26 protein-coding genes and 2 tRNA genes are annotated in these 26,231 nt (G+C 65.5%); 17 read left to right on the top strand and 11 right to left on the bottom strand.

Going from position 1 to position 26,231, the window contains the following annotated elements:
• Positions 1-27: 27 nt before the first annotated feature.
• Positions 28-963, bottom strand: a complete 936-nt coding sequence (locus F3I16_RS06830; protein WP_160492980.1) for a lipid A biosynthesis lauroyl acyltransferase — start codon at positions 961-963, stop codon at positions 28-30.
• A 110-nt stretch (positions 964-1,073) separates the two neighbouring features.
• On the opposite strand from F3I16_RS06830, the gene minC reads away from it, so the two are divergent.
• From minC to F3I16_RS06805, 5 genes are all read left to right on the top strand, one after another.
• Positions 1,074-1,805 (top strand): septum site-determining protein MinC, encoded by a 732-nt coding sequence (gene minC / locus F3I16_RS06825; protein ID WP_160492979.1) that lies wholly within the window; start codon positions 1,074-1,076, stop codon positions 1,803-1,805.
• Positions 1,806-1,904: 99 nt separating this feature from the next.
• Positions 1,905-2,717, top strand: coding sequence for a septum site-determining protein MinD (gene minD / locus F3I16_RS06820; RefSeq protein WP_160492978.1), 813 nt, complete (start codon positions 1,905-1,907; stop codon positions 2,715-2,717).
• Positions 2,717-2,971, top strand: coding sequence for a cell division topological specificity factor MinE (gene minE, locus F3I16_RS06815; RefSeq protein ID WP_021701941.1), 255 nt, complete (start codon positions 2,717-2,719; stop codon positions 2,969-2,971). The genes minD and minE overlap by 1 nt, the downstream gene beginning before the upstream one ends.
• Positions 2,972-3,149: 178 nt before the next feature.
• Positions 3,150-3,785, top strand: coding sequence for an RluA family pseudouridine synthase (locus tag F3I16_RS06810; RefSeq protein ID WP_160492977.1), 636 nt, complete (start codon positions 3,150-3,152; stop codon positions 3,783-3,785).
• Positions 3,786-3,900: 115 nt separating this feature from the next.
• Positions 3,901-5,190, top strand: coding sequence for a M18 family aminopeptidase (locus tag F3I16_RS06805; protein WP_160492976.1), 1,290 nt, complete (start codon positions 3,901-3,903; stop codon positions 5,188-5,190).
• A 147-nt stretch (positions 5,191-5,337) separates the two neighbouring features.
• Here the strand turns inward: F3I16_RS06805 and F3I16_RS06800 are convergent, their stop codons facing one another.
• Positions 5,338-6,054: a UTRA domain-containing protein gene (locus F3I16_RS06800; RefSeq protein ID WP_160492975.1), complete on the bottom strand. Its 717-nt coding sequence runs from the start codon at positions 6,052-6,054 to the stop codon at positions 5,338-5,340.
• Between the two features lie 311 nt (positions 6,055-6,365).
• Here F3I16_RS06800 and F3I16_RS06795 point away from each other — a divergent pair, with 311 nt between their 5' ends.
• From F3I16_RS06795 to F3I16_RS06765, 7 genes are all read left to right on the top strand, one after another.
• Complete coding sequence (locus tag F3I16_RS06795; RefSeq protein WP_160492974.1) at positions 6,366-7,421, top strand: ABC transporter substrate-binding protein; 1,056 nt, start codon at positions 6,366-6,368, stop codon at positions 7,419-7,421.
• Between the two features lie 58 nt (positions 7,422-7,479).
• Positions 7,480-8,286, top strand: a complete 807-nt coding sequence (locus F3I16_RS06790; protein ID WP_160492973.1) for an alkaline phosphatase family protein — start codon at positions 7,480-7,482, stop codon at positions 8,284-8,286.
• The gene (locus F3I16_RS06785) at positions 8,283-9,137 is read left to right on the top strand and encodes an ABC transporter permease subunit (protein ID WP_160492972.1); all 855 of its coding nucleotides are present in this window, start codon (positions 8,283-8,285) and stop codon (positions 9,135-9,137) included. Before F3I16_RS06790 ends, F3I16_RS06785 begins: the two co-directional genes overlap by 4 nt.
• Complete coding sequence (locus tag F3I16_RS06780; RefSeq protein WP_160492971.1) at positions 9,124-9,921, top strand: ABC transporter permease; 798 nt, start codon at positions 9,124-9,126, stop codon at positions 9,919-9,921. Before F3I16_RS06785 ends, F3I16_RS06780 begins: the two co-directional genes overlap by 14 nt.
• Positions 9,922-9,964: 43 nt before the next feature.
• Positions 9,965-10,954 carry an ABC transporter ATP-binding protein gene (locus F3I16_RS06775; RefSeq protein WP_160492970.1) on the top strand — a complete coding sequence of 330 codons (990 nt, stop codon included), beginning with the start codon at positions 9,965-9,967 and terminating at the stop codon, positions 10,952-10,954.
• On the top strand, positions 10,954-11,607 hold the full coding sequence (locus tag F3I16_RS06770; RefSeq protein WP_160493396.1) for an HAD family phosphatase: 654 nt from the start codon (positions 10,954-10,956) through the stop codon (positions 11,605-11,607). The genes F3I16_RS06775 and F3I16_RS06770 overlap by 1 nt, the downstream gene beginning before the upstream one ends.
• Positions 11,608-11,704: 97 nt before the next feature.
• Positions 11,705-12,133 (top strand): hypothetical protein, encoded by a 429-nt coding sequence (locus F3I16_RS06765; RefSeq protein WP_160492969.1) that lies wholly within the window; start codon positions 11,705-11,707, stop codon positions 12,131-12,133.
• A gap of 18 nt (positions 12,134-12,151) precedes the next feature.
• On the opposite strand, the gene F3I16_RS06760 is transcribed toward F3I16_RS06765, so the two are convergent.
• Complete coding sequence (locus F3I16_RS06760) at positions 12,152-13,114, bottom strand: NAD(P)H-quinone oxidoreductase (RefSeq protein ID WP_160492968.1); 963 nt, start codon at positions 13,112-13,114, stop codon at positions 12,152-12,154.
• A 134-nt stretch (positions 13,115-13,248) separates the two neighbouring features.
• Here F3I16_RS06760 and F3I16_RS06755 point away from each other — a divergent pair, with 134 nt between their 5' ends.
• The gene (locus F3I16_RS06755) at positions 13,249-15,324 is read left to right on the top strand and encodes a carboxy terminal-processing peptidase (protein ID WP_160492967.1); all 2,076 of its coding nucleotides are present in this window, start codon (positions 13,249-13,251) and stop codon (positions 15,322-15,324) included.
• Positions 15,325-15,426: 102 nt separating this feature from the next.
• Entirely contained in the window at positions 15,427-17,181 is a 1,755-nt protein-coding gene (locus F3I16_RS06750; protein ID WP_160492966.1) for a bifunctional diguanylate cyclase/phosphodiesterase, read from the top strand.
• Here the strand turns inward: F3I16_RS06750 and F3I16_RS06745 are convergent.
• The 7 genes from F3I16_RS06745 to F3I16_RS06715 all read right to left on the bottom strand — a co-directional run bounded on the left by F3I16_RS06745 (position 17,173) and on the right by F3I16_RS06715 (position 20,400).
• Positions 17,173-17,643 carry an SEL1-like repeat protein gene (locus F3I16_RS06745; protein WP_160492965.1) on the bottom strand — a complete coding sequence of 157 codons (471 nt, stop codon included), beginning with the start codon at positions 17,641-17,643 and terminating at the stop codon, positions 17,173-17,175. The genes F3I16_RS06750 and F3I16_RS06745 overlap by 9 nt on opposite strands.
• Complete coding sequence (locus F3I16_RS06740) at positions 17,644-18,012, bottom strand: hypothetical protein (RefSeq protein WP_160492964.1); 369 nt, start codon at positions 18,010-18,012, stop codon at positions 17,644-17,646.
• On the bottom strand, positions 18,009-18,329 hold the full coding sequence (locus F3I16_RS06735) for a helix-turn-helix transcriptional regulator (protein ID WP_160492963.1): 321 nt from the start codon (positions 18,327-18,329) through the stop codon (positions 18,009-18,011). The genes F3I16_RS06740 and F3I16_RS06735 overlap by 4 nt, the downstream gene beginning before the upstream one ends.
• 148 nt (positions 18,330-18,477) lie before the next feature.
• A complete protein-coding gene (locus F3I16_RS06730) occupies positions 18,478-18,915 on the bottom strand; it encodes a YkvA family protein (RefSeq protein ID WP_160492962.1) in 438 nt (145 codons plus the stop codon).
• 364 nt (positions 18,916-19,279) lie between these two features.
• Positions 19,280-19,987, bottom strand: a complete 708-nt coding sequence (locus tag F3I16_RS06725; protein ID WP_160492961.1) for an FKBP-type peptidyl-prolyl cis-trans isomerase — start codon at positions 19,985-19,987, stop codon at positions 19,280-19,282.
• A gap of 240 nt (positions 19,988-20,227) precedes the next feature.
• Positions 20,228-20,304: transfer RNA gene (locus F3I16_RS06720), tRNA-Asp, on the bottom strand.
• A gap of 20 nt (positions 20,305-20,324) precedes the next feature.
• Positions 20,325-20,400: transfer RNA gene (locus F3I16_RS06715), tRNA-Val, on the bottom strand.
• Positions 20,401-20,602: 202 nt separating this feature from the next.
• Here F3I16_RS06715 and rdgC point away from each other — a divergent pair.
• Complete coding sequence (rdgC, locus tag F3I16_RS06710) at positions 20,603-21,523, top strand: recombination-associated protein RdgC (protein WP_160492960.1); 921 nt, start codon at positions 20,603-20,605, stop codon at positions 21,521-21,523.
• A 158-nt stretch (positions 21,524-21,681) separates the two neighbouring features.
• Positions 21,682-21,996, top strand: coding sequence for a quaternary ammonium compound efflux SMR transporter SugE (sugE, locus tag F3I16_RS06705; protein WP_160491130.1), 315 nt, complete (start codon positions 21,682-21,684; stop codon positions 21,994-21,996).
• Positions 21,997-22,050: 54 nt separating this feature from the next.
• Here sugE and F3I16_RS06700 read toward each other — a convergent pair whose 3' ends face one another.
• Complete coding sequence (locus F3I16_RS06700; protein ID WP_160492959.1) at positions 22,051-23,925, bottom strand: 1-acyl-sn-glycerol-3-phosphate acyltransferase; 1,875 nt, start codon at positions 23,923-23,925, stop codon at positions 22,051-22,053.
• Positions 23,926-24,101: 176 nt separating this feature from the next.
• Here F3I16_RS06700 and F3I16_RS06695 point away from each other — a divergent pair, with 176 nt between their 5' ends.
• Positions 24,102-26,210 carry a TonB-dependent receptor gene (locus F3I16_RS06695; RefSeq protein ID WP_160492958.1) on the top strand — a complete coding sequence of 703 codons (2,109 nt, stop codon included), beginning with the start codon at positions 24,102-24,104 and terminating at the stop codon, positions 26,208-26,210.
• Positions 26,211-26,231: the final 21 nt, after the last annotated feature.

Below are 26,231 nucleotides of genomic sequence, written 5' to 3'. Positions count from 1 at the left end.
CCGCGGGTCTTTTTGCCAGTATAGGGGCTATCGGCGGCGCTTCTTGTACAGCTTCGGCTCGCCCGGCGGGCGGGTCTTGAAGCGCCGATGGGCCCACAGGTACTGCTCCGGGTGCTGGCGCACGACCTGTTCGATCCATTGATTGATACGCAGGCAGTCCGCCTCCTCGCTCTCGCCGGGGAAATCGGCCAGCGGCGGATGGAGGGTCAGCTGATAACCCCGACCATCGGCCAGGCGGCTCTGGGTAAAGGGCACGACGATGGCCTTGCCCAGACGGGCAAACTTGCTGGTAGCCGTGACGGTAGCCGCCGGCACGCCGAACAGCGGCACGAACACGCTGTGCTGCGCACCGTAGTCCTGATCCGGCGCGTACCAGATTGCCCGACCGTTGCGCAGCACCTTGAGCATCGCCCGCACGTCATCCCGCTCGATGGCGGTGGCGTCGCGATTGTGCCGCTCGCGACCGCGGCGCTGGATATAGTCGAAGGCCGGATTCTTGTGCTCACGGTACATGCCGTCGATGGTATGAACCTGCCCCAGCAGCGCAGCACCGATTTCCAGGGTGGTGAAGTGCACCGCCATGAGAATCACCCCCTGGCCCTCCGCCTGGGCCTGCTTGAGCAATTCCAGCCCCTCGATGTGGGCCAGGCCGGCCAGGCGCCGCTGCGACCAGAACCAGCCCATGGCGGTCTCGAAGAAGGCCATGCCGATGGAGGCGAAGTTTTCCCGCAGCAGCGACTCGCGCGCGGCGGCCGACAGCTCGGGAAAGCACAGCTCGAGATTGCGCCTGATGATGTACCGGCGCGCCCCGGCCAGGTGATACATCAGCCAGCCGAGCCCACGCCCCAGCACCAGCAGCCAGAGATACGGCAACTGCACCAGCAGCCAGAGCAGCCCCATCCCCAGCCATAACAGCCAGAAACGCGGATGCAGGAAATAGGCACTAAATGGCGGGCGATCCATGAACCATTCCGGACAGACGACAAGGCCGGGCATTCTACAGGACTCGCGCGGCTTGCGGCCTCACGGTCTTATCGCTATAAGTCGTCGCCATCACAAGGCACGACAAGACCATGAGCCAAGCCGATCTCCTCGACCAAGACCCCGTGTTCCAGCTCAAGGGCAGCATGCTCGCCATCACCATCCTGGAGCTGGCACACAATGACCTGGAGCGCCTGGACCGCCAGCTGGCCGACAAGGTCGCCCAGGCCCCCAACTTCTTCCAGAACATTCCCCTGGTACTGGCCCTGGACAAGCTGCCGGACGGCGAAGGCAGCCTCGACCTGGCCAAGCTGATGGAGCTGTGCCGCAACCACGGCCTGCGCACCCTGGCCATTCGCGCCAGCCGCGAGGAAGACATCGCCGCCGCCAACGCCCTCGACCTGCCGGTGCTGCCGCCATCCGGTGCGCGCGAGAAGCTGGTCGAGCCGGTGGAAAGCCGCAAGAAGGTGGAAAAACCCGCCGAGCCGGTGTTCAAGCCCAGCCGTGTGGTCACCACCCCGGTGCGCGGCGGCCAGCAGATCTACGCCCAGGGCGGCGACCTGGTGGTGCTGTCGCCGGTCAGCGCCGGCGCGGAACTTCTCGCCGACGGCAATATCCATGTGTACGGCCCGATGCGCGGGCGCGCCCTGGCCGGTGTCAAGGGCAATACCCAGGCACGGATTTTCTGCCAGCAGATGGGCGCGGAAATGCTCTCCATCGCCGGCCAGTACAAGACCGCCGAAGACCTGCGTCGCGATCCGCTGTGGGGGCAATCGGTACAGGTCAGCCTGTCGGGTGACGTGTTGAACATCACCCGCCTTTAACGGATACTGCGGCCCAATTTCAGGGAGCAAAAGGGCATTCGGAAGCCAGTTTACCGGCGCCGGATTTCCCGCCTTTTCATATATTTGGGGTGAATCACCTTGGCCAAGATCCTCGTAGTCACTTCCGGCAAGGGTGGCGTGGGTAAAACCACCACCAGCGCCGCCATCGGCACCGGTCTCGCTCTGCGCGGGCACAAAACCGTCATCGTCGACTTCGACGTCGGCCTGCGCAACCTCGACCTGATCATGGGTTGCGAGCGCCGCGTGGTGTACGACTTCGTCAACGTCATCAACGGCGAAGCGACCCTGACCCAGGCCCTGATCAAGGACAAGCGCCTCGAGAACCTGTACGTGCTGGCCGCCAGCCAGACCCGTGACAAGGACGCGCTGACCAAGGACGGCGTGGGCAAGGTCATCGACGAGCTGTCGCAGAACTTCGAATACGTGATCTGCGACTCGCCGGCCGGCATCGAGACCGGTGCGCACCTGGCCATGTACTTCGCCGACGAAGCCATCGTCGTGACCAACCCGGAAGTCTCCTCGGTACGCGACTCCGACCGCATGCTCGGCCTGCTGGCGAGCAAGTCGCGCCGCGCCGAACAGGGCCTGGAGCCGATCAAGGAGCGTCTGCTGCTGACCCGCTACAACCCGGAGCGGGTGACCAAGGGCGAAATGCTCGGCGTGGAAGACGTCGAGGAAATCCTCGCCATCAACCTGCTCGGTGTGATCCCCGAGTCCCAGGCCGTGCTCAAGGCCTCCAACCAGGGCGTACCGGTGATCCTCGACGAGCAGAGCGATGCCGGCCAGGCCTACGGCGACGCCGTCGACCGCCTGCTGGGCAAGGAAGTGCCCCATCGCTTCCTCGATGTGCAGAAGAAGGGAATCATGCAACGCCTGTTTGGAGCGCGCTAATGAACATTTTCGACTTCTTTCGTGAACGCAAGAAGGAAACCCCTGCGTCGATCGCGAAAGAGCGTCTGTCGATCATCGTCGCCCACGAGCGCGGCCAGCGCAGCCAGCCGGACTACCTGCCGGCCCTGCAGAAGGAACTGGTCGAGGTGATCCGCAAGTACGTCAACATCGAGCAGGATCAGGTGCAGGTCGCGCTGGAAAACCAGGGCAGCTGCTCCATTCTGGAACTCAATATCACCCTGCCCGATCGGTGAAAACTACTGCGCTCGGTGATGCTGCGTTGAAATCAGACTCAGAATGCTCATTTACGGCATGTAAACTCCGCTTCTTCGCCTGATTTCGCCTTGCCTGACCTTCGCTCGCTACGTTTTCACTGCACTGATGTTGAACAATGGCGGCCTTAATGGCCGCCATTTCATTTTGGGTCTTCCCATGCCGCTGTCGAATGTCGAAATCCTCCACCAGGACGCCGCCCTGCTGGTGATCAACAAGCCCACCCTGCTGCTCTCGGTGCCCGGCCGCGCCGAGGACAACCGCGACTGCCTGGTGACCCGCCTGCAGGAAAACGGCTACCCGGAAGCGCGCATCGTCCATCGCCTGGACTGGGAAACTTCCGGCATCATCGTGCTGGCCCGCGATGCCGACAGCCACCGCGAGCTGTCCCGCCAGTTCCACGACCGCGAGACCGAGAAGGCCTACACCGCCCTGTGCTGGGGCCAGCCGGCGCTGGACAGCGGCAGCATCGACCTGCCGCTGCGCTACGACCCGCCGACCAAGCCGCGCCATGTGGTCGACCATGAGCAGGGCAAGCACGCGCTGACCTACTGGCGCATCCTCGAGCGCTGCGGCGACTACTGCCGCGTGGAGCTGACGCCCATCACCGGCCGCTCCCACCAGCTGCGCGTGCACATGCTGTCGATCGGCCATCCGCTGCTCGGCGACGGTCTGTATGCCCACGCACAGGCCCTGGCCGCCTGGCCACGCCTGTGCCTGCACGCCAGCATGCTCAGCCTGACCCACCCGCAAACCGACGAACGCCTGCGCTTCGAGTGTCCGGCGCCATTCTGAAGCGGCTCCGGGTGCGCCGCAGGCACCCGCACCGAGAGCCCGTATACCCCGAGTTAAAGCGGGCCGGCCCCGGACAAATCCGATAAACTCGGGGCATCGCCGTCTGGAGTCCGTTATGCGTGCAGAGCTGAATCAGGGCCTGATCGAGTTTCTCAAGGCCTCGCCCACCCCCTTCCACGCCACCCGCAGCCTGGCCCAGCGCCTGCAGGCCGCCGGCTACCGGGCCCTGGACGAGCGCGAGCCCTGGCATACCGAAGCCGGCGGACGCTACTACGTGACCCGCAACGACTCCTCGCTGATCGCCTTCAGGCTGGGCAAGCGCAGCCCCCTGGAAGGCGGCCTGCGCCTGGTCGGCGCGCATACCGACAGCCCCTGCCTGCGCGTCAAGCCGCAGCCGGAACTGCAGCGCCAGGGCTTCTTCCAGCTCGGCGTGGAAGTCTACGGCGGCGCCCTGCTCGCCCCCTGGTTCGACCGCGACCTGTCGCTGGCCGGGCGGGTGACCTTCCGCGAAGGTGGCAAGGTGCAGAGCCAGCTGATCGACTTCGAACTGCCGATCGCCACCATCCCCAACCTGGCCATCCACCTCAACCGCGAAGCCAACCAGGGCTGGCCGATCAACCAGCAGAACGAACTGCCGCCGATCCTGGCGCAGATCGCCGGCGAGGAGCCGGCCGATTTCCGCGCCCTGCTCGCCGACCGCCTGGCCAGCGAGCATGGCCTCAGCGCCGATGCGGTGCTGGACTACGAGCTGAGCTTCTACGATACCCAACCGGCTGCGGTGATCGGCCTCAACCAGGACTTCATCGCCGGCGCGCGCCTGGACAACCTGCTGTCCTGCTACGCCGGCCTGCAGGCCCTGCTCGGCGCCGAAGGCGACGAGACCTGCGTGCTGGTCTGTACCGACCACGAGGAGATCGGCTCCTGCTCGGCCTGCGGCGCCGACGGCCCGTTCCTCGAGCAGGTATTGCGCCGCGTGCTGCCGGAAGGCGACGGTTTCGTCCGCAGCATCCAGAAATCCCTGCTGGTGTCGGCCGACAACGCCCACGGCGTGCACCCCAACTACGCCGACAAGCACGACGCCAACCACGGCCCCAAACTCAACGCCGGCCCGGTGATCAAGGTCAACAGCAACCAGCGCTACGCCACCAACAGCGAGACCGCCGGTTTCTTCCGCCACCTGTGCCTGGCCGAGGAAGTGCCGGTGCAGAGCTTCGTGGTGCGCAGCGACATGGGCTGCGGCTCGACCATCGGCCCGATCACCGCCAGCCAGCTCGGCGTGCGCACCGTGGATATCGGCCTGCCGACCTTCGCCATGCACTCGATCCGCGAACTGGCCGGCAGCCACGACCTGGCCCACCTGGTGAAAGTCCTTAGCGCCTTCTACGCCAGCGCCGAGCTGGCGTAACGCTATCGCGTAGGTTGGGTTGAGGCGCGCAGCGCCGAAGCCCAACGATTGGAGCCCAGCCCGACCTCTTGGTAACCAGCCGCCCTGGCGTTGGGCTTCGCTGCGCTCAACCACAACCTACCCATCGCAAACCTGGCACCGCACCGCTCACTCCGGCACTTCGACGCTGACGTGAATGGCATCGTGGCGCCAGAACTCCAGGTCGCAGTCGATCAGCCGCCCGTGCTGGTCGCGGTTGACCCGGGTGATGCGCAGCGCCGGGCTGCCCAGGGTGGTCTTCAGGCTGTTCGCCGCCTCGGCCGGCAAGGCGGTGGGCAGGATATCGAAACGCACCCGCCCGTAATGGATCCCGTACTCGCTGGCGTACAGCTCGGTCAGCGAGCAGGTCAGGTCGAACTGCAGGATGCCGGGAAAATAGGCCGGATTCAGGTAGTGCTCGACGTACAGCACCAGCCGCCCGTCGATGCGCCGCGCGCGGCGGATCTGCAGCACCGCCGACAGCGCCGGCAACTCCAGCAACGCGCAGATATCCACCGGCGCCGGCATCAGCCGGGCGCTGAGCAGCTCGGTGGAGGACTGCCGCCCCTGCTCGCGCACCATCGCATGGAAGTGGCTGCGCACCAGCGGGTTGTAGGCCAGCCGCGGCGGCGAGACGAACCAGCCGCGGCGCTCCTCGCGGTAGATCAGGCCTTCGGCTTCCAGCTGCCCCAGCGCCTCGCGCAGGGTGATGCGGGTGGTCTCGAACAGTTCGCTGAGCTTGCGCTCGGCCGGCAGCTGGCTGCCCTGCGTCAGCAGGCCATGCTCGATCTGTTCCTGCAGGGCCCGGCAGATGGCGGTAACGGTACGGGGCGCTTCGTCGCGCATGCAAAACTCCACTCTGGAATAGACCAGCACCAACAAGGGGCACGACCGGCCGAAAGTGCGGCCATGCTAGGCAGCCTAGATGACCGTGGCGTGACAGCCCGGAGGTCTATCGGGGCACCTGCACGCCCCATGCCACAAGGCCCTGCAGTCTTCCGGCAAATCAGCCACTTAGCCATGGTCTACGCTTGCAGACGCGGGCCGGCCCAGGGAAACCGGGGCCGGGTCGCCATAAAAACGTCATAGAAAGCTTCTAGATTGGCCTGGGTCTTGCTGATCTAGACCAATCTTTCACCCTGCTAAGGAGCTTCACCATGAAACGCCTGCTGCTGGCTTCACTGATGGGATCGGCCATTATTCTGGGTAACCAGGCCATGGCCAACGAGGATGTAAAGAGCCTGGAACAAGCCGCCCGCGCAGAGGGCGAGGTCAACAGCGTCGGCATGCCCGATAGCTGGGCCAACTGGAAGGACACCTGGGTCGATCTGGGCAAACTCTATGGCCTCAAGCACATGGACACCGACATGAGCTCGGCCCAGGAAATCGCCAAGTTCGCCGCCGAGAAGGACAACGCCACCGCCGATATCGGCGACGTTGGCGCCGCCTTCGGCCCCATCGCCGTGCAGCAGGGTGTCACTCAAGCCTACAAACCCACCACCTGGGAGCAGATTCCGACCTGGGCCAAGGATGCGGACGGCCACTGGATGCTGGCCTACACCGGCTCCATCGCCTTCATCGTCAACAAGCAGCTGGTCAAGGACGTGCCGCAGTCCTGGGCCGACCTGAAACAGGGCAAGTACAAGGTCGCCATCGGTGACGTCAGCGCCGCCGCCCAGGCTGTCAACGGCGTACTGGCCGCCGCCATCGCCAACGGCGGTGACGAGAAGAACATCCAGCCGGGCCTGGACTTCTTCGCCGAGATCGCCAAGCAGGGCCGCCTGGGCCTGTCCAACCCGACCATCCAGACCCTGGAAAAAGGCGAAGTGGAAGTCGGCATCGTCTGGGACTTCAACGGCCTGTCCTACCGCGACCAGATCGACCCGAGCCGCTTCGAAGTGCTGATCCCCTCCGATGGTTCGGTGATCTCCGGCTACACCACCATCATCAACAAGTACGCCAAGCACCCCAACGCGGCCAAGCTGGCGCGCGAGTACATCTTGAGCGACGCCGGGCAGATCAACCTGGCCAAGGGCAACGCCCGGCCGATCCGCGCCGAGCACCTGACCCTGCCGGCCGAGGTGCAGGCCAAGCTGCTGCCCAACGCGCAGTACGCCAAGGTCCAGCCGATCAAGGACCCGGTTGCCTGGGAGGCCACCTCCAAGGCGCTGCCGCAGCTGTGGCAGGAAAACGTGATCATCGAAATGCAGTAAGCGCTCGTCCGCAGCCCGGCACTCGCCGGGCTGCGTTTTGGCTCAAGGAAATCGCGCGATGAAACACAACGTCATTCTGGTGCTACTGGATGGCCTGAACTACGAGGTGGCCCGCCATGCGCTGGGCCATCTGCAGGCCTACTGCGGCGCCGGCCGCGCTGCGCTGTACAAGCTCGAATGCGAGCTGCCCGCGCTGTCGCGCCCGCTCTACGAATGCCTGATGACCGGCGTGGCGCCGATCGACAGCGGCATCGTGCACAATGAGGTGGTGCGCCTGTCTAACCAGCGCAGCATCTTCCACTACGCCCGCGCAGCCGGCCTGTCCACCGCCGCCGCGGCCTATCACTGGATGAGCGAGCTGTATAACCGCGCGCCCTTCGATGCGGCCCGCGACCGCCACACCAGCGACAGCAGCCTGCCGATCCAGCACGGCCACTTCTATTACGCCGACCACTACCCGGACTCGCACCTGTTCGCCGACGCGGAGCACCTGCGCGTGCAGCACCAGCCGAACTTCCTCCTGGTGCACCCGATGAACATCGACGACGCCGGCCACAAGCATGGCCTGGACTCGGCGCAATACCGCAACAGCGCGCGCCGCGCCGACATCCTCCTGGCCGAATACCTGCAGCGCTGGCTGGATGCCGGCTACCAGGTACTGGTCACCGCCGACCACGGCATGAACAACGACCGTTCGCACAACGGCCTGCTGGCGGAAGAACGCGAAGTGCCGCTGTTCGTCGCCGGCAGTGCGTTCAGCCTGGATGGCAGCGCGCTGCCGCGGCAGACCGAGCTGTGCGGCACCATCTGCGCCCTGCTCGGCGCAGCGCATGACAAACCCTGGTGCAAGGAACTGCTCAAGTGACGGTCGAAAAAACCCGCGCCAACCGCGGCAAGTGGCTGGCCCTGCTGTGCCTGCTGCCCTTTGCGATCTTCTTCATCGCCTTCCAGATCGCCCCGCTGCTGTGGGTCGCGGTGCACAGCCTGAGCGTCGGCGACGCCTGGGGCCTGGGCAACTACGAGAAGATCTTCGGCTCCAAGTTCTACCTGCAGGCGATCAAGCACAGCCTGCAGATTGCCTTCTGGTCGAGCCTGTTCGGCATCGTCATCGCCGTGCTCGGCAGCTACTCGCTGCGCCAGGTCGACTCCAGGCTGCGCGACTTCGTCATGGCCTTCTCCAACATGACCAGCAACTTCGCCGGCGTGCCGCTGGCCTTCGCCTTCATCATCATCCTCGGCTTCAACGGCGCGCTGACCCTGCTGCTGATCAAGATCGGCCTGATCGAGAGCTTCAACCTCTACTCGAAAAATGGACTGATAGTGCTCTACACCTATTTCCAGATTCCCCTCGGCGTGCTGCTGCTCTACCCCGCCTTCGACGCCCTGCGCGAGGACTGGCGCGAGTCCGCCGCGCTGCTCGGTGCCGGCACCTGGGACTTCTGGCGGCATATCGGCCTGCCGGTGCTGACCCCGGCACTGCTCGGCACCTTCGTCATCCTCCTGGCCAACGCCCTCGGCGCCTATGCCACGGTGTACGCGCTGACCACCGGCAACTTCAACGTGTTGCCGATCCGCATTGCCGCCATGGTCGCCGGCGATATCAGCCTCAACCCGGATATGGCCAGCGCCCTGGCGATGGTACTGGTAGGCCTGATGGTGGTGATCACCGCCGCGCACCAGTGGCTGCTGAAGAGGAGCTACCATGTCGCGCGCTGATGCCAAACCGGCTGCCTTGTATCACCGCACGGTGGTCTGGCTACTGTTCCTGATCCTGCTGCTGCCGCTGGCCGGCACCCTGCTCTACTCGCTGTCCACCAGCTGGTCGGCGACCATCCTGCCGTCCGGCCTGACCTTCAAGTGGTACGTGGCGCTGTGGAGCGATCCGCGCTTCCTCGCCGCCTTCGGCCAGTCGCTGCTGGTGTGCTTCGGTTCCCTGTTGCTGGCCACGGTGCTGATCCTGCCGCTGCTGTTTGTGGTGCATTACCACTTCCCCAAGCTCGACGGGCTGATGAACATCCTGATCCTGCTGCCCTTCGCCGTGCCGCCGGTGGTGTCTTCGGTGGGCCTGCTGCAGGTCTACGGCTCCGGGCCGCTGGCGATGGTCGGCACGCCATGGATTCTGATCGGCTGCTACTTCACCGTGGCCCTGCCATTCATGTACCGGGCGATCACCAACAACCTGCAAGCGATCAATCTGCGCGACCTGATGGACGCCGCCCAGCTGCTCGGTGCCAGCACCTGGCAAGCCGCATTCCTGGTGGTGCTGCCCAACCTGCGCAAGGGCCTGATGGTCTCGCTGTTCCTCTCCTTCAGCTTTCTGTTCGGTGAGTTCGTGTTCGCCAACCTGCTGGTCGGCACCCGCTACGAAACCCTGCAGGTGTACCTCAACAACATGAAAAACAGCAGCGGCCACTTCAACAGCGCGCTGGTGATTTCCTACTTCTTCTTCGTGCTGATCTTCACCTGGGCGGCGAGCCGCCTGAACAAGGACAAGCCGTAGGCTGCGTCGAGCGCAGCGAGTACCAGACTTAAAGGACTTTCTCATGAGTTACCTGAGCATCCGCGGCCTGCATAAAAGCTACGGCGCAACTTCGATCTTCAGCGACATCAACTGCGAAATCGCCCAGGGCGAGTTCGTCACCCTGCTCGGCCCCTCCGGTTGCGGCAAGTCCACCCTGCTGCGCTGCATCGCCGGCCTGACCGACGTGGGCGGTGGGCAGATCCTCCTCGACGGTCAGGACCTGGTGCCGCTGTCACCGCAAAAGCGCGATATCGGCATGGTGTTCCAGAGCTACGCGCTGTTCCCCAACATGAGCGTGGCGCAGAACGTCGCCTTCGGCCTGCGCATGCACAAGGTCGGCAAGGAAGAAAGCGCCCAGCGCGTGCAGGAGGCCCTGGCGATGGTCGAGCTGGGCGACTTCGCCAGCCGTTACCCGCACCAGCTGTCCGGCGGTCAGTGCCAACGGGTAGCCCTGGCCCGTTCGCTGGTCACCCGCCCGCGCCTGCTGCTGCTCGACGAGCCGCTGTCGGCGCTGGATGCACGCATCCGCAAGCACCTGCGCGAGCAGATCCGCGGCATCCAGCAGGACCTCGGCCTGACCACTATCTTCGTCACCCACGACCAGGAGGAGGCGCTGACCCTGAGCGACCGCATCTTCCTGATGAACGCCGGCAGGATCGTCCAGAGCGGTTCCGCCGAGACCCTCTACACCGCGCCGGTGGATGCCTTCGCCGCCGGTTTCATCGGCAACTACAACCTGCTCGACGCGCCAACCGCCAGCCGTTTGCTGCTGCGCCCGGTCAGCAGCCGCATCGCCATCCGCCCGGAGGCCATCCAGCTGCACCACAGCGGCGCCATCGCCGCGGAAGTCCTCGGCCACAGCCTGCTCGGCAACGTCATCCGCTACCGCGTCGAGGCCAATGGCGTGCAACTGGTGGTCGACGTGCTCAACCGCCGCGAAGGCGACCTGATCGGCAAGGGCCAGTGCATCGGCCTGACCATCGACGAGCAGGCAATCCGGGAGGTGGCATGATGGCCCTGGCAATCTTCGACCTCGACGAAACCCTGATCGACGGCGACTGCGCCTCGCTGTGGGCCAAGCACATGGCCGCCATCCAGTGGGTCGACGCAGACAGCTTCCTGACCCGCGAGCAGGAGCTGATGGCCCTCTATTCCCGGGGCGAGCTGGCCATGGAGGAGTACATGGCCTACACCCTGTCGCCGCTGGTGGGCCGTACCGAGGAGGAAGTCGAGTTCGTCGTCGGCCCCTTCGTCGAGGACGTCATCGAGCCGATCATCTACAGCGATGCCATGCGCTGCCTGGCCCAGCACCGCGCCGCCGGCGACCGCCTGCTGGTGATCTCCGCTTCGGCGCATTTCCTGGTCAGCGCCATCGCCGAGCGTCTGGGCATCGCGGAAGTGCTGGCCATCGACCTGGAGCAGCAGCACGGCCATTACAGCGGCAAGACCCGCGGCGTGCTGACCTACCGCGAAGGCAAGGTGCTGCGCCTGCAGGCCTGGCTGGAGCAGCAAGGGGAAAGCCTGGCCGGCACCTACTTCTATTCCGACTCGCGCAACGACCTGCCGCTGCTCGGGCTGGTGGACTTCCCCCGCGCGGTCAACCCGGACCCGACCCTGCGCGCCCATGCCGAGCAGGCGGGTTGGCCTATCCTCGCCTGGCACTAAAGCGCCCCATGCGAAGTGCGCACTGTGCCTGAGCGCTCGCCGCTCAGGCCGGCTAGGCTGCACCTCTGTTTTCATGCGCTGCAGGGAGCACCGCAGCATGTCCCCCGTGACCACACTGAGCACCGGCCTCTGCCTACTGGCCTTGACCACCTGCGCCGCCGCGCAACCGCTGGATGAGGACACACGCAGCGCGTTGCGTGCCCTCAGCCGCCTGGCGAGCGCCGAGATCCCAGAGACCCACCTGGCCTGTGAAATCAACGGCACCTCCACCCACCCCGCTGGCGGGACGCTGAACAATCCGGTGACGGTCGGCGACTTCATCGCCAGCTACCTGAGCTGGTCATTTCAGCCACAGAGCAGCAGCGTGCGCAGCTTCAGCTGCGAGGGCAACGGCCTGCGCCAGTGCATCTGGTCATTCGGCGAGCACAAGCGCACGGAGGGCTGGAACCGCTTTCTGCACTTCACCTATGACCCACAGCGGGAGGCCGTCGAACCTGACAGCCTGCGCTGTATCGACGTGCCTTGAACGAACACGCCTGGTCGTTCAGACCAGGCTCTCGTCGATCAGCAAGACCACCTTGCCGGACACCTGATTGCTCGCCAGGGCGGCGAAGGCGGCCTGCACGTCCTTGGCCGCGAAGCTCTGCTCCAGCTGCGGCTTCAGCCGCCCTTCGGCGAACAGCGGCCAGACATGCTGACCCAGATCGCTGAGCAGCGCGGCCTTGAACTCGTCGTCGCGGTTGCGCAGGGTCGAACCGCTCAGCTGGATGCGCTTGCCCAGCAGCAGGGCCATGTCCAGCTGCGCCTTGCTGCCGCCCATCAGGCCGATACTCACCCAGCGCCCGTCGCGCGCCAGCAGAGCCAGGTTCAGCTCGGCATAGGCGGCGCCGACCGGATCGAGGATCACGTCGAACGGGGCGAAATCGCGCAGGCTCTCCAGGTTCTCGCCACGCAGCGCGCCACCCTGGGCGCCGAGGCTCTCGCAATAGGCCAGCCGTTCGGCGGAACCGACGCTGACCCAGCACGGGTTGCCGAAGGCCTTGCACAGCTGGATCGCCGCCGAGCCTACGCCACTGGCACCGGCATGCAGCAGCACCTTCTCGCCCGGTTTCAGGGCCGCCAGCTGGTACAGATTGAGCCAGGCGGTGGCATACACCTCCGGCAGCGCCGCCGCTTCGGCCAGCGACAGCCCCTGCGGCACCGGCAGGGCATGGCGGGCGTCGACCACCACCTCCTCGGCCATGCCGCCACCGCTCAGCAGACAGCAGACCCGGTCGCCGACCTGCCAGGCGCTGCCGGCACCGACTTCGCTGACCACCCCGGCACACTCCAGACCGAGGATGTCGCTGCTACCGGGCGGCGGCGGGTACATTCCGGCGCGCTGCAGCAGGTCCGCGCGATTCAGCCCGGCCGCCGCCACGCGCACGCGAATCTGCCCCACATCGCAGGCCGGGCTGGGCCGCTCGCACCATTCAACCTGCCCCTCGACGCCTTGCAATGCCCTCATGCTGCCTCCATAGTGAATGTGCCTCCCGGCGCAGTGTGCCGGGATTTCTGCATTATGCTGCCGGGTTCGGATGGAACCGGGCGCTCAAAAGACGGCCTAATATGCGTTATCACCTGCCATCGCGTCGAATCACTATGCTGCGTTCCTTCTCCACCACCGCCCTCGCCCTCGTCCTGGGCCTGCACGCCCTGCCGGCAGCCGCCAAGACCGGCCCGGAGAACTGGGACTACCTGCAGCCCGACCGCGAGCAGATCATCGCCAGCCTGAACGTGGTCGAGCTGCTCAAGCGCCACCACTACAACAAGCCACCGCTCGACGATACGCGCTCGCAGAAGGTCTATGAGAGCTACCTGAAGATGCTCGATCCGGCGCGCAGCTACTTCACTGCCGCCGACATCGCAGAATTCGACCAGTGGCGCAACAAATTCGACGACCTGCTCAAAGGCGGGGACCTGGAACCCGGCTTCCTCATGTACAAGCGCCAGCTGGTGCGCGTCCAGGAACGCCTGGACTACGCCCTCAAGCTGCTGCAGAACACCGAGGCACTGGACTTCAACGTCGAGGAAAGCCTGCTGGTCGACCGCGAAAACGCACCCTGGGCGAAGAACCGTGCCGAACTCGACGACCTCTGGCGCAAGCGCGTCAAGGATGAGGTGCTGCGCCTCAAGCTGGCCGGCAAGGAACCCAAGGCCATCGAGGAGCTGCTGACCAAGCGCTACCAGAACCAGCGCAAGCGCCTCGACCAGACCAGCGGCGAAGACGTGTTCCAGGCCTATATCAACGCCTTCGCACAGACCTACGACCCGCACACCAATTACCTCTCCCCGGACAACGCGGAGAACTTCGACATCAACATGAGCCTGTCGCTGGAAGGCATCGGCGCCGTGCTGCAGTCGGACAACGAATACGTCAAGGTGGTGCGCCTGGTGCCCGCGGGCCCGGCGGAGAAGAGCAAGCAGATCGTTCCGGCGGACAAGATCATCGGCGTGGCCCAGGGCGACAAGGATATGGTCGACGTGATCGGCTGGCGCCTGGATGAAGTGGTCAAGCTGATCCGCGGGCCGAAAGGCTCCACAGTGCGCCTGGAAGTGATCCCGGCCAGCAACGCCGCCAGCGACCAGACCAGCAAGGTGGTCAGCATCACCCGCGAGGCGGTCAAGCTGGAGGAACAGGCGGCGCAGAAGTCGGTGCTCAAGCTCAAGCATGACGGCCGCGACTACAAGCTCGGGGTGATCAAGGTCCCGGCCTTCTACCTCGACTTCAAGGCCTTCCGCGCCGGCGACCCGAACTACAAGAGCACCACCCGCGACGTCAAACGCCTGCTCACCGAGCTGAAACAGGAAAAGGTCGACGGCGTGGTTCTCGACCTGCGCGACAACGGCGGCGGCTCCCTGCAGGAAGCCACCGAACTGACCGGCCTGTTCATCGACCAGGGCCCGACCGTGCTAGTACGCAACAGCGACGGCCGCGTCGACGTGCTGGCCGACGAGGAGCCCGGGGTGTTCTACACCGGCCCGCTGGCCGTGCTGGTCGACCGCCTGTCGGCCTCCGCCTCGGAAATCTTCGCCGGCGCCATGCAGGACTACCACCGCGGCCTGATCCTAGGCGGCCAGACCTTCGGCAAGGGCACTGTGCAGACCATCCAGGAGCTCAACCACGGCGAACTGAAGCTGACCCTGGCCAAGTTCTACCGGGTTTCCGGGCAGAGCACCCAGCACCAGGGCGTGCTGCCGGACATCGCCTATCCGGACATGGTCGACACCCAGGAAATCGGCGAGAGCGCCTTGCCCGAAGCCATGCCGTGGGACAGCATCCGCGCCGCGATCAAGCCGGAGGTCGACCCGTTCAAGCCGTTCCTCGCCGAGCTCAAGGCCCGTCACGATGCGCGTACCGCCAGCAACCCGGACTTCGTCTTCACCCGCGAGCGCCTGGCCCTGGCCCAGGAGCTGATGCAGCAGACCAGCATCAGCCTCAACGAGCAGACCCGGCGCAGCCAGCGCGCCAGCATCGAGGCCCGTCAACTGGCCCTGGAAAACGCCAAGCGCACGGCCAAGGGCGAAGAGCTGCTCAAGGAGATCAAGGAGGAGGACGAAGACAGCCTCCCCGTCGAGCCGGAGAAGGCCAAGCCGGAAGACGACGCCTACCTGACCGAAAGCGGGCGCATCCTGCTCGACTACCTGGGCATGGACACCCAGGTGGCCAAGCACTGAGGCGCGGCGCAGACGTCATCAAAGCGTCATCGTTCTGTCGTGAAATAAAGGGGCCGGTAGCACTACCGGCCCTTTTCTTTTTCCGGCCAGTCGAGATTCACCATGACCGTCACCGAGCAGTTGAGCGCGCTGGATCAGATCCTCGCTCACGGCGACTTGCACAGCCTGTTCCAACCCATCATTGCCCTGGCCGACCGGCGCATCCTCGGTTACGAGGCCCTCACCCGCGGGCCGTCCAACAGCCCGCTGCACTCACCCATCGCCCTGTTCAGCGTGGCGCGCAACTGCGGCCGCCTGAGCGAGCTGGAACTGGCCAGTCGGCGCAGCGCCTGCCGCCGCTTCCGTGACCTGCAACTGGACGGCAAGCTGTTCCTCAACGTCTCCCCCGAGTCCCTGCTGGAACCCACCCACCAGCCCGGGCGCACCCTCAAGCTGCTGCAGGAATTCGGCATCACCCCGGACCGGGTGGTGATCGAGCTGACCGAACAGGCGCCGATCGACGACTTCGCCCTGCTCGACACCGCCCTGCATCACTACCGTGCCATGGGCTTTTCCATCGCCCTGGACGACCTCGGCGCCGGCTACTCCAGCCTGCGCCTGTGGTCCGAGCTGCGCCCGGACTACGTGAAGATCGACCGCCACTTCATCGACGGCATCCACCAGGACGCGGTGAAGCGCGAATTCGTCGGTTCCATCCTGAAGATGGCCAAGGCCTCGCGCGCCCAGGTGATCGCCGAGGGCATCGAGCTGGCGGAAGAACTGGCCGTGCTCAGCGAGATGGGCGTGGACCTGCTGCAGGGCTACCTGCTCAGCCGGCCGCAGGAGCAGCCGCCACGTGACGCACGCAAGCTGCTGCCACAGCTGGACAGCGTGATCGGCAGCCTCGGCGAGGACAGCGCCGACCTCAGCGCCCTGCTCAACGAGCAACCCGCGGTGAGCCACAGCACGGCCACGGCCGAGGTGCTGGAGGCCTTTCGTGCCCAGGCCAACCTCAACTCCCTGGCCGTGCTCGACGAGCAGCAGCAACCGCTCGGCATCATCCACCGCAATTCCCTGTCGGAGGCCCTGCTCAAGCCGTTCGCCACCGATCTGTTCGCGCGCAAGCCGATCAGCCGGCTGATGAGCACCGACTTTCTCGCCGTGGACCTCGGCCAGTCGCTGCAGCAAGTCAGCCGTCTGCTCACCAGCCGCGCGCGCCAGCGCATCGAGGAAGACTTCATCATCACCCAGCAGGGCCGTTACCGCGGCCTGGGCCGGGTGATCGACGTGCTCAAGCTGATCACCGAGCTGAAGATCCAGCAGGCTCGCCACGCCAACCCGCTGACCCTGCTGCCGGGCAACGTGCCGATCCAGCAGTGCCTGACCCGCCTGCTGCAGCAGGGCCGCGATGCGGCGGTGTGCTATGTGGATATCGACAGTTTCAAGCCGTTCAACGACCTGTACGGCTACGCCCGCGGCGACGAGGTGCTGCTGTGCCTGGCGCAGTGCCTGAACGAGCGGGTCGACCCCAGCCGCGACTTCGTCGGCCATATCGGCGGCGACGATTTCATGCTGGTGCTCGGCTCGGCGGACTGGCGCAAACGCATCCAGCTACTGCTGGAGGACTTCCAGGGCCAGTGCCGGCGCTTCTACCGCGACGAACACCTGCGGGCCGGCTGCTTCGTCGCCCACAACCGCCAGGGCCGGCGCGAGGAGTTTCCCCTGCTGTCGCTGTCGGTCGGCGTGGTGCAGCTGCGGGAATCGGCCTGTGCCGAGCTGGATGCCAGCCAGCTGGCCAGTCTGGCCTCGGAGGCCAAGCGCCACGCCAAGGCCGTGCCGGGCTACAGCCTGCACGTGCTGGACAGCCTGTCAGCTTAGGCCCAGCTCACTGGCGCGCTGCTCGAACCGCTGCGCCAGCACGGCATCGGCCGCCAGCCCCGGCGCGCCCTCGCGGTACAGCCTGGCCAGGCGATGGGCGGCCAGGGGATGACCGGCGGTCGCGGCCAGGGTCCACCAGCGCGCCGCCTCGACGCCATCCGGCGCCTGTCGACTGTCGCCGGCGAGACTCAGCAGGCCGAGCTGATAGGCGGCCTTGCCGTCGCCCCCGCTCGCCGCCAGGCGCAGCAGACGCACCCCTTCATCCCGCGCGCCCAGGCCCTGGCCGCGGAACAGCAGCAAGTGGCCGTAGAAACTCTGCGCCGGCACATGGCCTTGCGCCGCCATGCGCGCGAACTGTCCCTGCATCCAGGCCCAGGCGCGCGGCTGCTGCATCAGCCAGCGCCAATGGAACAGCCGGCGTGCCAGCCAATAGCCCAGCCGGGCGCGCAGCCGCCAGAGCACTCAGGCTTCCCCGGCCGGATAGCTGAATTCGAAGACCCGCGCCACTTCGGCGGCATGCCAGGACGCCGCGGCAATGCCGTCGGAAGGCCCGCTGAAGCGCCCGAGCCGGGTGACGCATTCGAAGAAGCCGGTACGCGGCAGGCGGCTGGCGCCCTGGCTGATCACCAGCGCACTGCGCAGCGGCCGCTCGGCCCGCGCATCCAGCGCCGCCAGGTGTTCCAGTGCGGCGGTCAGGGTCTGCATGGCTGGGGTCGGCAGCTGCAAACGCTCGACCAGGGCCCGATAGGTCAGCAGATGACGTTGGCGCCGCGCATCCTCCAGCTCGACCAGCAGCGCCTGCCAGTGCTGACGGTGGATGCGCACGCTCAAGAACCCTGCTCCCAGGCGCTCACCCCGAGCACCCGGCCCAGGGCGCGCAGAATGGCCCCATCCGGCTGGCGCTCACCGCTTTCGAACAGATTCAGGTAGTGCGGGCTGATGCCCACGGCCCGCGCCAGGTCGGCCTGGGACAGGCCCTGCGCCTCGCGCAGCGCGGCCAGCTGGTTCAACGGCGCAGCAGCGGCGGTCGGTTCTTGCGGCGCGGCGGGTATGGCACGTCCGGCGGCCTGCAGCAGCGCCTGGTATTCGGCCCAGGGCAGTACGGCATATTCGGCCTCACCGTCCCGCGTGATCACTTGCACACTCATTAACGCTCTCCGTGGACTGCAGCGCCGACTGACTCGACGCCCTCCTGCAGGCCGTCATCTTAACAACTGGCCCCGACACAGAGGGTGACCCATCGCGCCCTACCGTTACAAGAGTGACGAAGCGGCGCCCCATAACCTGAACAGTAGCTCAGGATTGTCCCGCATCCTCTGCCGTCGGCAGCGCCTCGATGCGCTCCAGCTGCGTCGGCGCCTGCGCCTCGCGCCAGGCACGGTAGGCATCCAGCTCGCCCTGCCAGGTGCGCAGGAGCCAGGCCAGCACCGCCAGGTCATCCAGCAGGCCGATGCCCAGCAGCCAATCCGGCAGCGCATCCAGGGGCGTCAGAAAATACAGCAAGCCAGCCACGATGCTCACCAGGGCCCGAGTACTGATGACCCGGTATTCGCCGCGCCACCAGGCCGTGCACAAGCCCAGCAGCAACTGCAGATCCCCGCGCACCCGCCCCAGGCGCGCAGCATTGCCGGCGCCCTTTTGTGCCACGGCCGCCAGCAGCCGCGGCAACTTGCCGCGCTCGAGCACAGCCTGCGCGGCCTGCAGGTAACGCTGCAAATGCTTCGCCATATTCATGGTTTTTCTCCACAACCCGCGTGCCTGCTGGGCCGATTGGGGTTATCCACCAAAGCTGTGGATAACCTTGTGCACAGATTCTTGATGAGTCATTCAAACGCCCGTCTCATGCGGCCCCGGCACAGATCGGGCATTTTTTGCTCAAGCCTTAAAGTCATTAAAAATCATACAGTTAGCGACTGGGCATAGCTCATGAACAACGTAACAGTCAGCGCGGCGCGAGCGATGGGGCGAATGTGCATAACCGTAACACCGACTCGCCGCTTACCTCCTTTTCAGACCGCCTGGTCAGCCCGGCGTTCTGCCAAGGACGCAGAAACGACAACGCCCCGACCAGGCGGGGCGTTGCGTACAAGCATCAGGCTTACTGCTGGGCAGCAGGATCCTTGATGGCCAGCAGTTCCAGCTCGAATACCAGCACCGAGTTGGCCGGAATGGTCGGGCTCGGGCTCTGCTCGCCGTAAGCCAGCTCGCTCGGGATGTACAGCTTGTACTTCTCGCCGACATGCATCAGCTGCAGGCCTTCGACCCAACCCGGGATCACACCGCTGACCGGCAGATCGATCGGACTACCGCGCTCGACGGAGCTGTCGAAGACGGTGCCATCGGTCAGCTTGCCTTCGTAGTGAACGGTGACCACGTCGGTGGCCTTGGGCTGGGCACCGTCGGCTTTCTTCAGCACTTCGTACTGCAGGCCGGAAGCGGTGGTGGTCACGCCGTCTTTCTTGGCGTTTTCCTCGAGGAACTTCTTGCCGGCCTTGGCCGCTTCCTCGTTCAGCGCCAGCATGCGCTGCTCGGCACGCTTCTGCAGGAAGGTGAAGGCCTCGACCAGCTCTTCGTCCTTCAACTGCTGCTCTTTCTTGCCGAGGGCGTCGGCGATGCCTGCGGAAATGGCCTTCTGGTCCAGGTCGTCGATGCCTTGCTGGGCCAGGCTCTTGCCCATGTTCAGGCCGATGCCGTAGGAGGCTTTCTGCGCCGGGGTTTTCAGTTCGACTTCGCTGGTCTGCGAATCGCAACCGGCCAGTACCAGGCCTACCAGGGCAACCGCCGCGGCTAAACGATGTTGTTTCATGCTTGATCCTTGTTGGAGCGCCCTGAAGCAGGCTATCGGTGAGTGGGCGAGCTTAGCAGCCTGCGCCAATTACTGGCTACGCCAGTAGGAACCATGAACAGCGGATTAGTTCAGCTTGTGCGCCGGCTCCGCCAATAGGCACCGCCAGGCAAGCCACTGGCAGCAAATCGCGGGCAAAAAAAAACGACCTTGCGGTCGTTTCTTCCAGTCCTGGTCTTCAGTCTAACCAAGGCTTATGTATGGCGCAGCGGACGGGACTCGAACCCGCGACCCCCGGCGTGACAGGCCGGTATTCTAACCGACTGAACTACCGCTGCGCGTAACCTCGTGAGCGAGATGGTGGGTGATGACGGGATCGAACCGCCGACCCTCTGCTTGTAAGGCAGATGCTCTCCCGGCTGAGCTAATCACCCTTCACTCTCGAAGTGGGGCGCATTCTAGACAGCACCCCGAACCTTGGCAAGCTCTTTTTCAAAAAAAATTTTCAGCAGTTCCAAAGGCTTAGGAGAACGGGGGCTACTCGGCATTTCCCGTAGAGGAAGACTCGACTGCAGCTTGGACAATCCGCCCCGGCAGAGAATAATGCGCGCTTTGCGCAATTGGAGTGTCACCCCCATGTGGTTCCGCAACCTGCTTGTCTATCGCCTGACCCAGGATCTGCCTTTCGATGCCGAAGCGCTGGAGGCTACCCTAGCCACCAAGCTGGCACGTTCCTGTGCCAGCCAGGAGCTGACCACCTACGGTTTCATCGCCCCCTTCGGCAAAGGCGAAGACGCGCCGCTGGTGCATGTCAGTGGTGATTTCCTGCTGGTCGCCGCGCGCAAGGAAGAACGCATCCTGCCGGGCAGCGTGGTACGCGACGCACTCAAGGAAAAGGTCGAGCAGATCGAAGCCGAACAGATGCGCAAGGTCTACAAGAAGGAGCGCGACCAGCTCAAGGACGAGATCATCATGTCCTTCCTGCCGCGCGCCTTCGTCCGCCGTTCGGCCACCTTCGCCGCCATCGCGCCCAAGCTCGGCCTGATCCTGGTCGACTCGGCCAGCGCCAAGCGTGCCGAAGACCTGCTGTCGACCCTGCGTGAAGTCATGGGCAGCCTGCCGGTACGCCCGCTGACGGTGAAGATGGCGCCGACCGCGACCATGACCGACTGGGTCAAGTCGCAGCAGGCCGCGGCGGACTTCTTCGTCCTCGACGAATGCGAGCTGCGCGACACCGCCGAAGACGGCGGCGTGGTGCGCTGCAAGCGCCAGGACCTGACCAGCGAGGAAATCCAGCTGCACCTGTCCGCCGGCAAGCTGGTCACCCAGCTGTCCCTGGCCTGGCAGGACAAGCTGTCCTTCGTCCTCGACGACAAGCTGGTGGTCAAGCGCCTGCGCTTCGAGGACCTGCTGCAGGACCAGGCGGCCCAGGACGGCGGCGACGACAACCTCGGCCAGCTGGACGCCAGCTTCACCCTGATGATGCTGACCTTCTGCGACTTCCTGCCGGCGCTGTTCGAAGCCCTGGGTGGCGAGGAGATTCCAGAGGGAATCTGACAACTTTGGCAACACCTGCCGGGGCCGGCTCGTCCTTCCGAGCTTGCCCTGTGCAGGGCGATGTGCAGAATAACGCACAGCGCAAGGACGACCTTGCCACTCCGCGCGAGTGACCACCCGGGACGGCCCGCATTCGTAGCCTCACTGCGGAGCCAGCCATGTCCTGGATCATCCTGTTTCTCGCCGGCCTGTTCGAAGTCGGCTGGGCCGTCGGCCTGAAATACACCGACGGTTTCACCCGCCCCCTCCCTACCCTGCTCACTGTCGGCGCGATGATCGTCAGCCTGGCCCTGCTCGGCCTGGCGATGAAGGAGCTGCCGCTGGGCACCGCCTACGCCATCTGGACCGGAGTCGGCGCGGTGGGCACGGTGATCGCCGGGATCATCCTGTTCGGCGAGTCGATGGCCCTGCTGCGCCTGCTCAGCGTCGGCCTGATCGTCGCTGGATTGCTGGGACTGAAGCTCAGTCACTGAGACTCAGACAGAAAAAAGCCCGCCAATCGGCAGGCTTATCCATTGTGCCAAGGCTCAGCGCACGTCGCCGCGCAGCTGCGCCACCTGCTCCTGCAGCACCAGGCGCCCGGTATCGGCCGGCATGGGCTGGCCGGCGACCAGGGTGATGCGCGACCAGAAGCGCTTGAACAGGCCCTTGTGCGGCGCGCGGCTGAAGAAGCTGCCCCACAGGCCCTGCAGCGCCATGGGGATCACCGGCACCGGGTTGGCGGCCAGGATGCGCTCCACCCCGGCCTTGAACTCGTCGATCTCGCCGCTGGTGGTCAGCTTGCCCTCGGGGAAGATGCACACCACTTCGCCGTCCGCCAGGTACTGGGCGATGCGCTGGAAGGCCTGCTCGTAGACCTTCGCGTCCTCGCTGCGCCCGGCGATCGGCACGGTGCCGGCGGTGCGGAAGACGAAGTTGAGCACCGGCAGGTTGTAGATCTTGTAGTACATGACGAAGCGGATCGGCCGGCGCACCGCACCGCCGATCAGCAGCGCATCGACGAAGGACACGTGGTTGCACACCAGCACCGCCGCGCCCTCGTCCGGAATCGCCTCCAGCCCCTGGTGCCTGACCCGGTACATCGAGTGGCTGAGCAGCCAGATGAGGAAGCGCATGGTGAATTCGGGGACGATCTTGAAGATGTAGGCGTTGACCGCGATGTTCATCAGCGACACCACCAGGAACAGCTGCGGAATCGACAGCCCGGCGACGTTGAGCAACAGCATCGCCACCAGCGCCGACACCACCATGAACAGGGCGTTGAGGATGTTGTTGGCGGCGATCACCCGGGCCCGCTCGCTTTCCACCGTGCGCGACTGGATCAGCGCATACAGCGGCACGATGTAGAAGCCGCCGAAGATGCCGATGCCGAGGATGTCCGCCAGCAGCCACCAGGCCTGGCCCTGCCCCAGCAGGGTCAGCCAGGTATAGGGCTCGGCCGCGCTCGGGAAGCCCGCCGAATGCCACCACAGGAGGATGCCGAACACGGTCATGCCCATCGAGCCGAACGGCACCAGGCCGATCTCCACCTTGCGCCCGGACAGGCGCTCGCAGAGCACCGAGCCCAGGGCGATGCCCACCGAGAACACGGTGAGGATCAAGGTGATGACGGTCTTGTCGCCGTGCAGCAGGTCCTTGGCGAAGCCGGGAATCTGCGCCAGGTAGATCGAGCCGATGAACCAGAACCAGGAGTTGCCGAGCAGCGAGCGCGACACCGCCGGGCGCTGGCCGAGGCCCAGGCGCACGGTGGCCCAGGTCTGGCGGAAGATGTTCCAGTCCAGCACCAGCTCCGGCAGCGCCGCGTGCGAGCGCGGGATGTTGCGGCTGGCCAGGTAGCCGAGACAGGCGACCAGCACGATGGCAGCGGACACCAGGCCGGCGGAATGACTGCCGGACATGATCACTCCGGCGCCGATGGTGCCGGCGAGGATGGCCAGGAAGGTGCCCATCTCCACCAGGGCATTGCCGCCGACCAGTTCCTCTTCGCGCAGGGTGGCCGGCAGGATCGAATACTTCACCGGGCCGAACAGCGCCGAATGGGTGCCCATGCCGAACAGCGCGAGCAGCAGCAGCGGCAGGCTGTTGAGGTAAAAACCGGCGGCGCCGACCAGCATGATGGCGATCTCGGCCAGCTTGATCAGGCGGATCAGCGCGTCCTTGGCGAACTTCTCGCCGAACTGCCCGCCCAGGGCGGAGAACAGGAAGAACGGCAGGATGAACAGCAGGTGGCAGAAGTTGACCAGCAGGTTGCCGGTCTTGTCCGAAAACGCCATGTTGAACAGGATGACGAAGATCAGCCCCTGCTTGAACACGTTGTCGTTGAAGGCGCCGAGCAGCTGGGTGATGAAGAACGGCAGGAAGCGCCGGGTGCCCAGCAGGGCGAATTGCGAGTGTGGGGTCATCGTCCTTGTACCTGTAGCGAAGCGGCAAACGCCGTCCCGCATTGGACAGCATCTGACCCCGACAAAGCCACACCCAGGATGGCTCGAAACACCGCATTATCTTAATGCAAATTGTTTGCAATTAGATTAGATTTCGTACCCTCTCAGAATCGCCAACCTCCCCCAGTGAGCACGCAATGTTCCGCAAGACCCACCTCTGCCTCTCGATCTCCCTCGCCTTCCTCGCCCCGACCAGCCAGGCCGAGGAAGTCCTGCAACTGGAAAGCACCGCCATCAGCGCCACCCGCTCGCACAGCGAGGCCGGCAAGACGCCGCAGAAGATCACCGTGATCAGCCGCGAGCAGATCGAACAGCAACTGGCGATCACCAGCGACCACGGCCAGGTGCTGAGCAACCTGATCCCCTCCTACTCGCCGAGCCGGCAGAAGCTGAGCAACGCCGGCGAGACCTTCCGCGGCCGCGCGGCGCTGGTGCTGATCGACGGCGTGCCGCAGTCCACCCCGCTGCGCGCCGGTGGCCGCGACGGTTACACCATCGACCTGTCGATGGTCGAGCGCATCGAGGTGATCCACGGCGCCAGCGCCGAACACGGTCTGGGCGCCACCGGCGGCATCATCAACTACGTCACCCGCCGGCCCCAGGGCGGCAGCCTGAAGCAGCACGCCGGCGTCAGCCTGGAGGCCGGCGACGACTTCGACGGCGACGGCCTGGGCTACAAGCTGGACTACCGCGTCGAAGGCAGCGAAGGCGACTGGGACTACCTGGCCGCCATCAGCGGGCAGACCCGCGGCATGTTCTACGACGCCGACGGCGAACTGATCGGCGTCGACGATACCCAGGGCGACATCATGGATTCCACCAGCACCGACCTGCTGCTCAAACTGGGCTACTGGTTCGATGCCGAGCAGAACCTGGCGCTGATGGTCAACCGCTTCGAACTGGAAGGCGAGCACCAATACGTCAACGTACCCGGCGACCGCGACGCCGGCATCCCGACCACCTCGCGCAAGGGCGAGCCGCTGGGCAAGGCGCCGCAGAACGAGGTGCTGGCCACCAGCCTGACCTACAGCAACACCGACCTGGCCGGCAACCTGCTCACCGCCCAGCTCTACAGCCAGCGTTTCCGCGCCCGCTACGGCGGCGGTGTCCTCGGCTCGTTCCAGGATGCCAGCATCGCCCCGGTCGGCACCCTGTTCGACCAGTCGCAGAACGAGTCGGACAAGTACGGCGGCAAGCTGACCCTGAGCCGCGACGACATGCTCGACGGCCTTCTCAAGCTCACCGGCGGCCTGGACTTCCTGCAAGACACCACCAGCCAGATGCTGATCGCCACCGACCGCGAGTGGGTGCCGGAGACCGTGTTCCAGAACCTGGCGCCCTTCCTCCAGGCCGAGGTCCGCGCCACCGACAACCTGACCCTGCATGGCGGCGTGCGCCACGAGTTCGCCGAGCTGGAGGTCGACAGCTTCCACACCATCGCCTCCACCACCACCCCGCGCGGCGGCGTAGCGGTCGAGGGCGGCCAACCGGACTTCGAGGAAACCCTGTACAACGCCGGCCTGGTCTACCAGCTCAACGACTGGGCGCAGGTCTTCGCCAACTACTCGGAAGGCTTCGGCATGCCCGATGTGGGCCGCGTGCTGCGCGGCATTGGCCAGCCCGACCAGAGCGTCGAGCAGTTCCTCGACCTGCAGCCGGTCGTCACCGACAACCGCGAGATCGGCCTGCGCCTGAACTGGCAGACGGTCGACATGGAGATCAGCTACTTCGAGTCCGATGCCGACCTCGGCTCGCGCCTGGAGAGCGTCGGCGGGGTCTATCAGGTGCGCCGCGAGCGCACCGAGATCGACGGCGTGGAGGCCACCGCCGGCTGGCAAGTCAGCGACGTGCACCGCCTGCAGGCGACCTACGCCCAGCTCGACGGCCGCTCCGATACCGATGGCGACGGCGACGTGGATACCGACCTGGACGGCGCCAACATCGCCCCGGACCGCTACGGCCTGAGCTGGCAGGCCACCTGGAGCGACACGTTGAACAGCCGCCTGCAGGTCAACCACTACGCCAGCCGCGGCTTCGACAGCCCCGGCCTGAACTTCGACGGCTACAGCCTGGTGGACGCCTCCGTCGGCTACCGCCTGCTGGTCGGCGAGGCCAGCCTGGGCATCGAGAACCTGCTCAACCGCAACTACATGACCTACTACGCCCAGGCCGGCAGCACCCGCGACGACCAATACTTCGCCGGGCGCGGGCGTACCTTCACCCTGGGTTATCAGGTCGATTTCTGACCCCACCCGACAGGACCCGAA

Origin of the sequence: Pseudomonas sp. L-22-4S-12 (genome assembly GCF_009799935.1) — a bacterium.
Taxonomy (GTDB): Bacteria; Pseudomonadota; Gammaproteobacteria; order Pseudomonadales; family Pseudomonadaceae; genus Aquipseudomonas.
The sequence above is the reverse complement of the archived record's forward strand: the minus strand, read 5'-3'. Positions and strand labels throughout refer to the sequence as shown.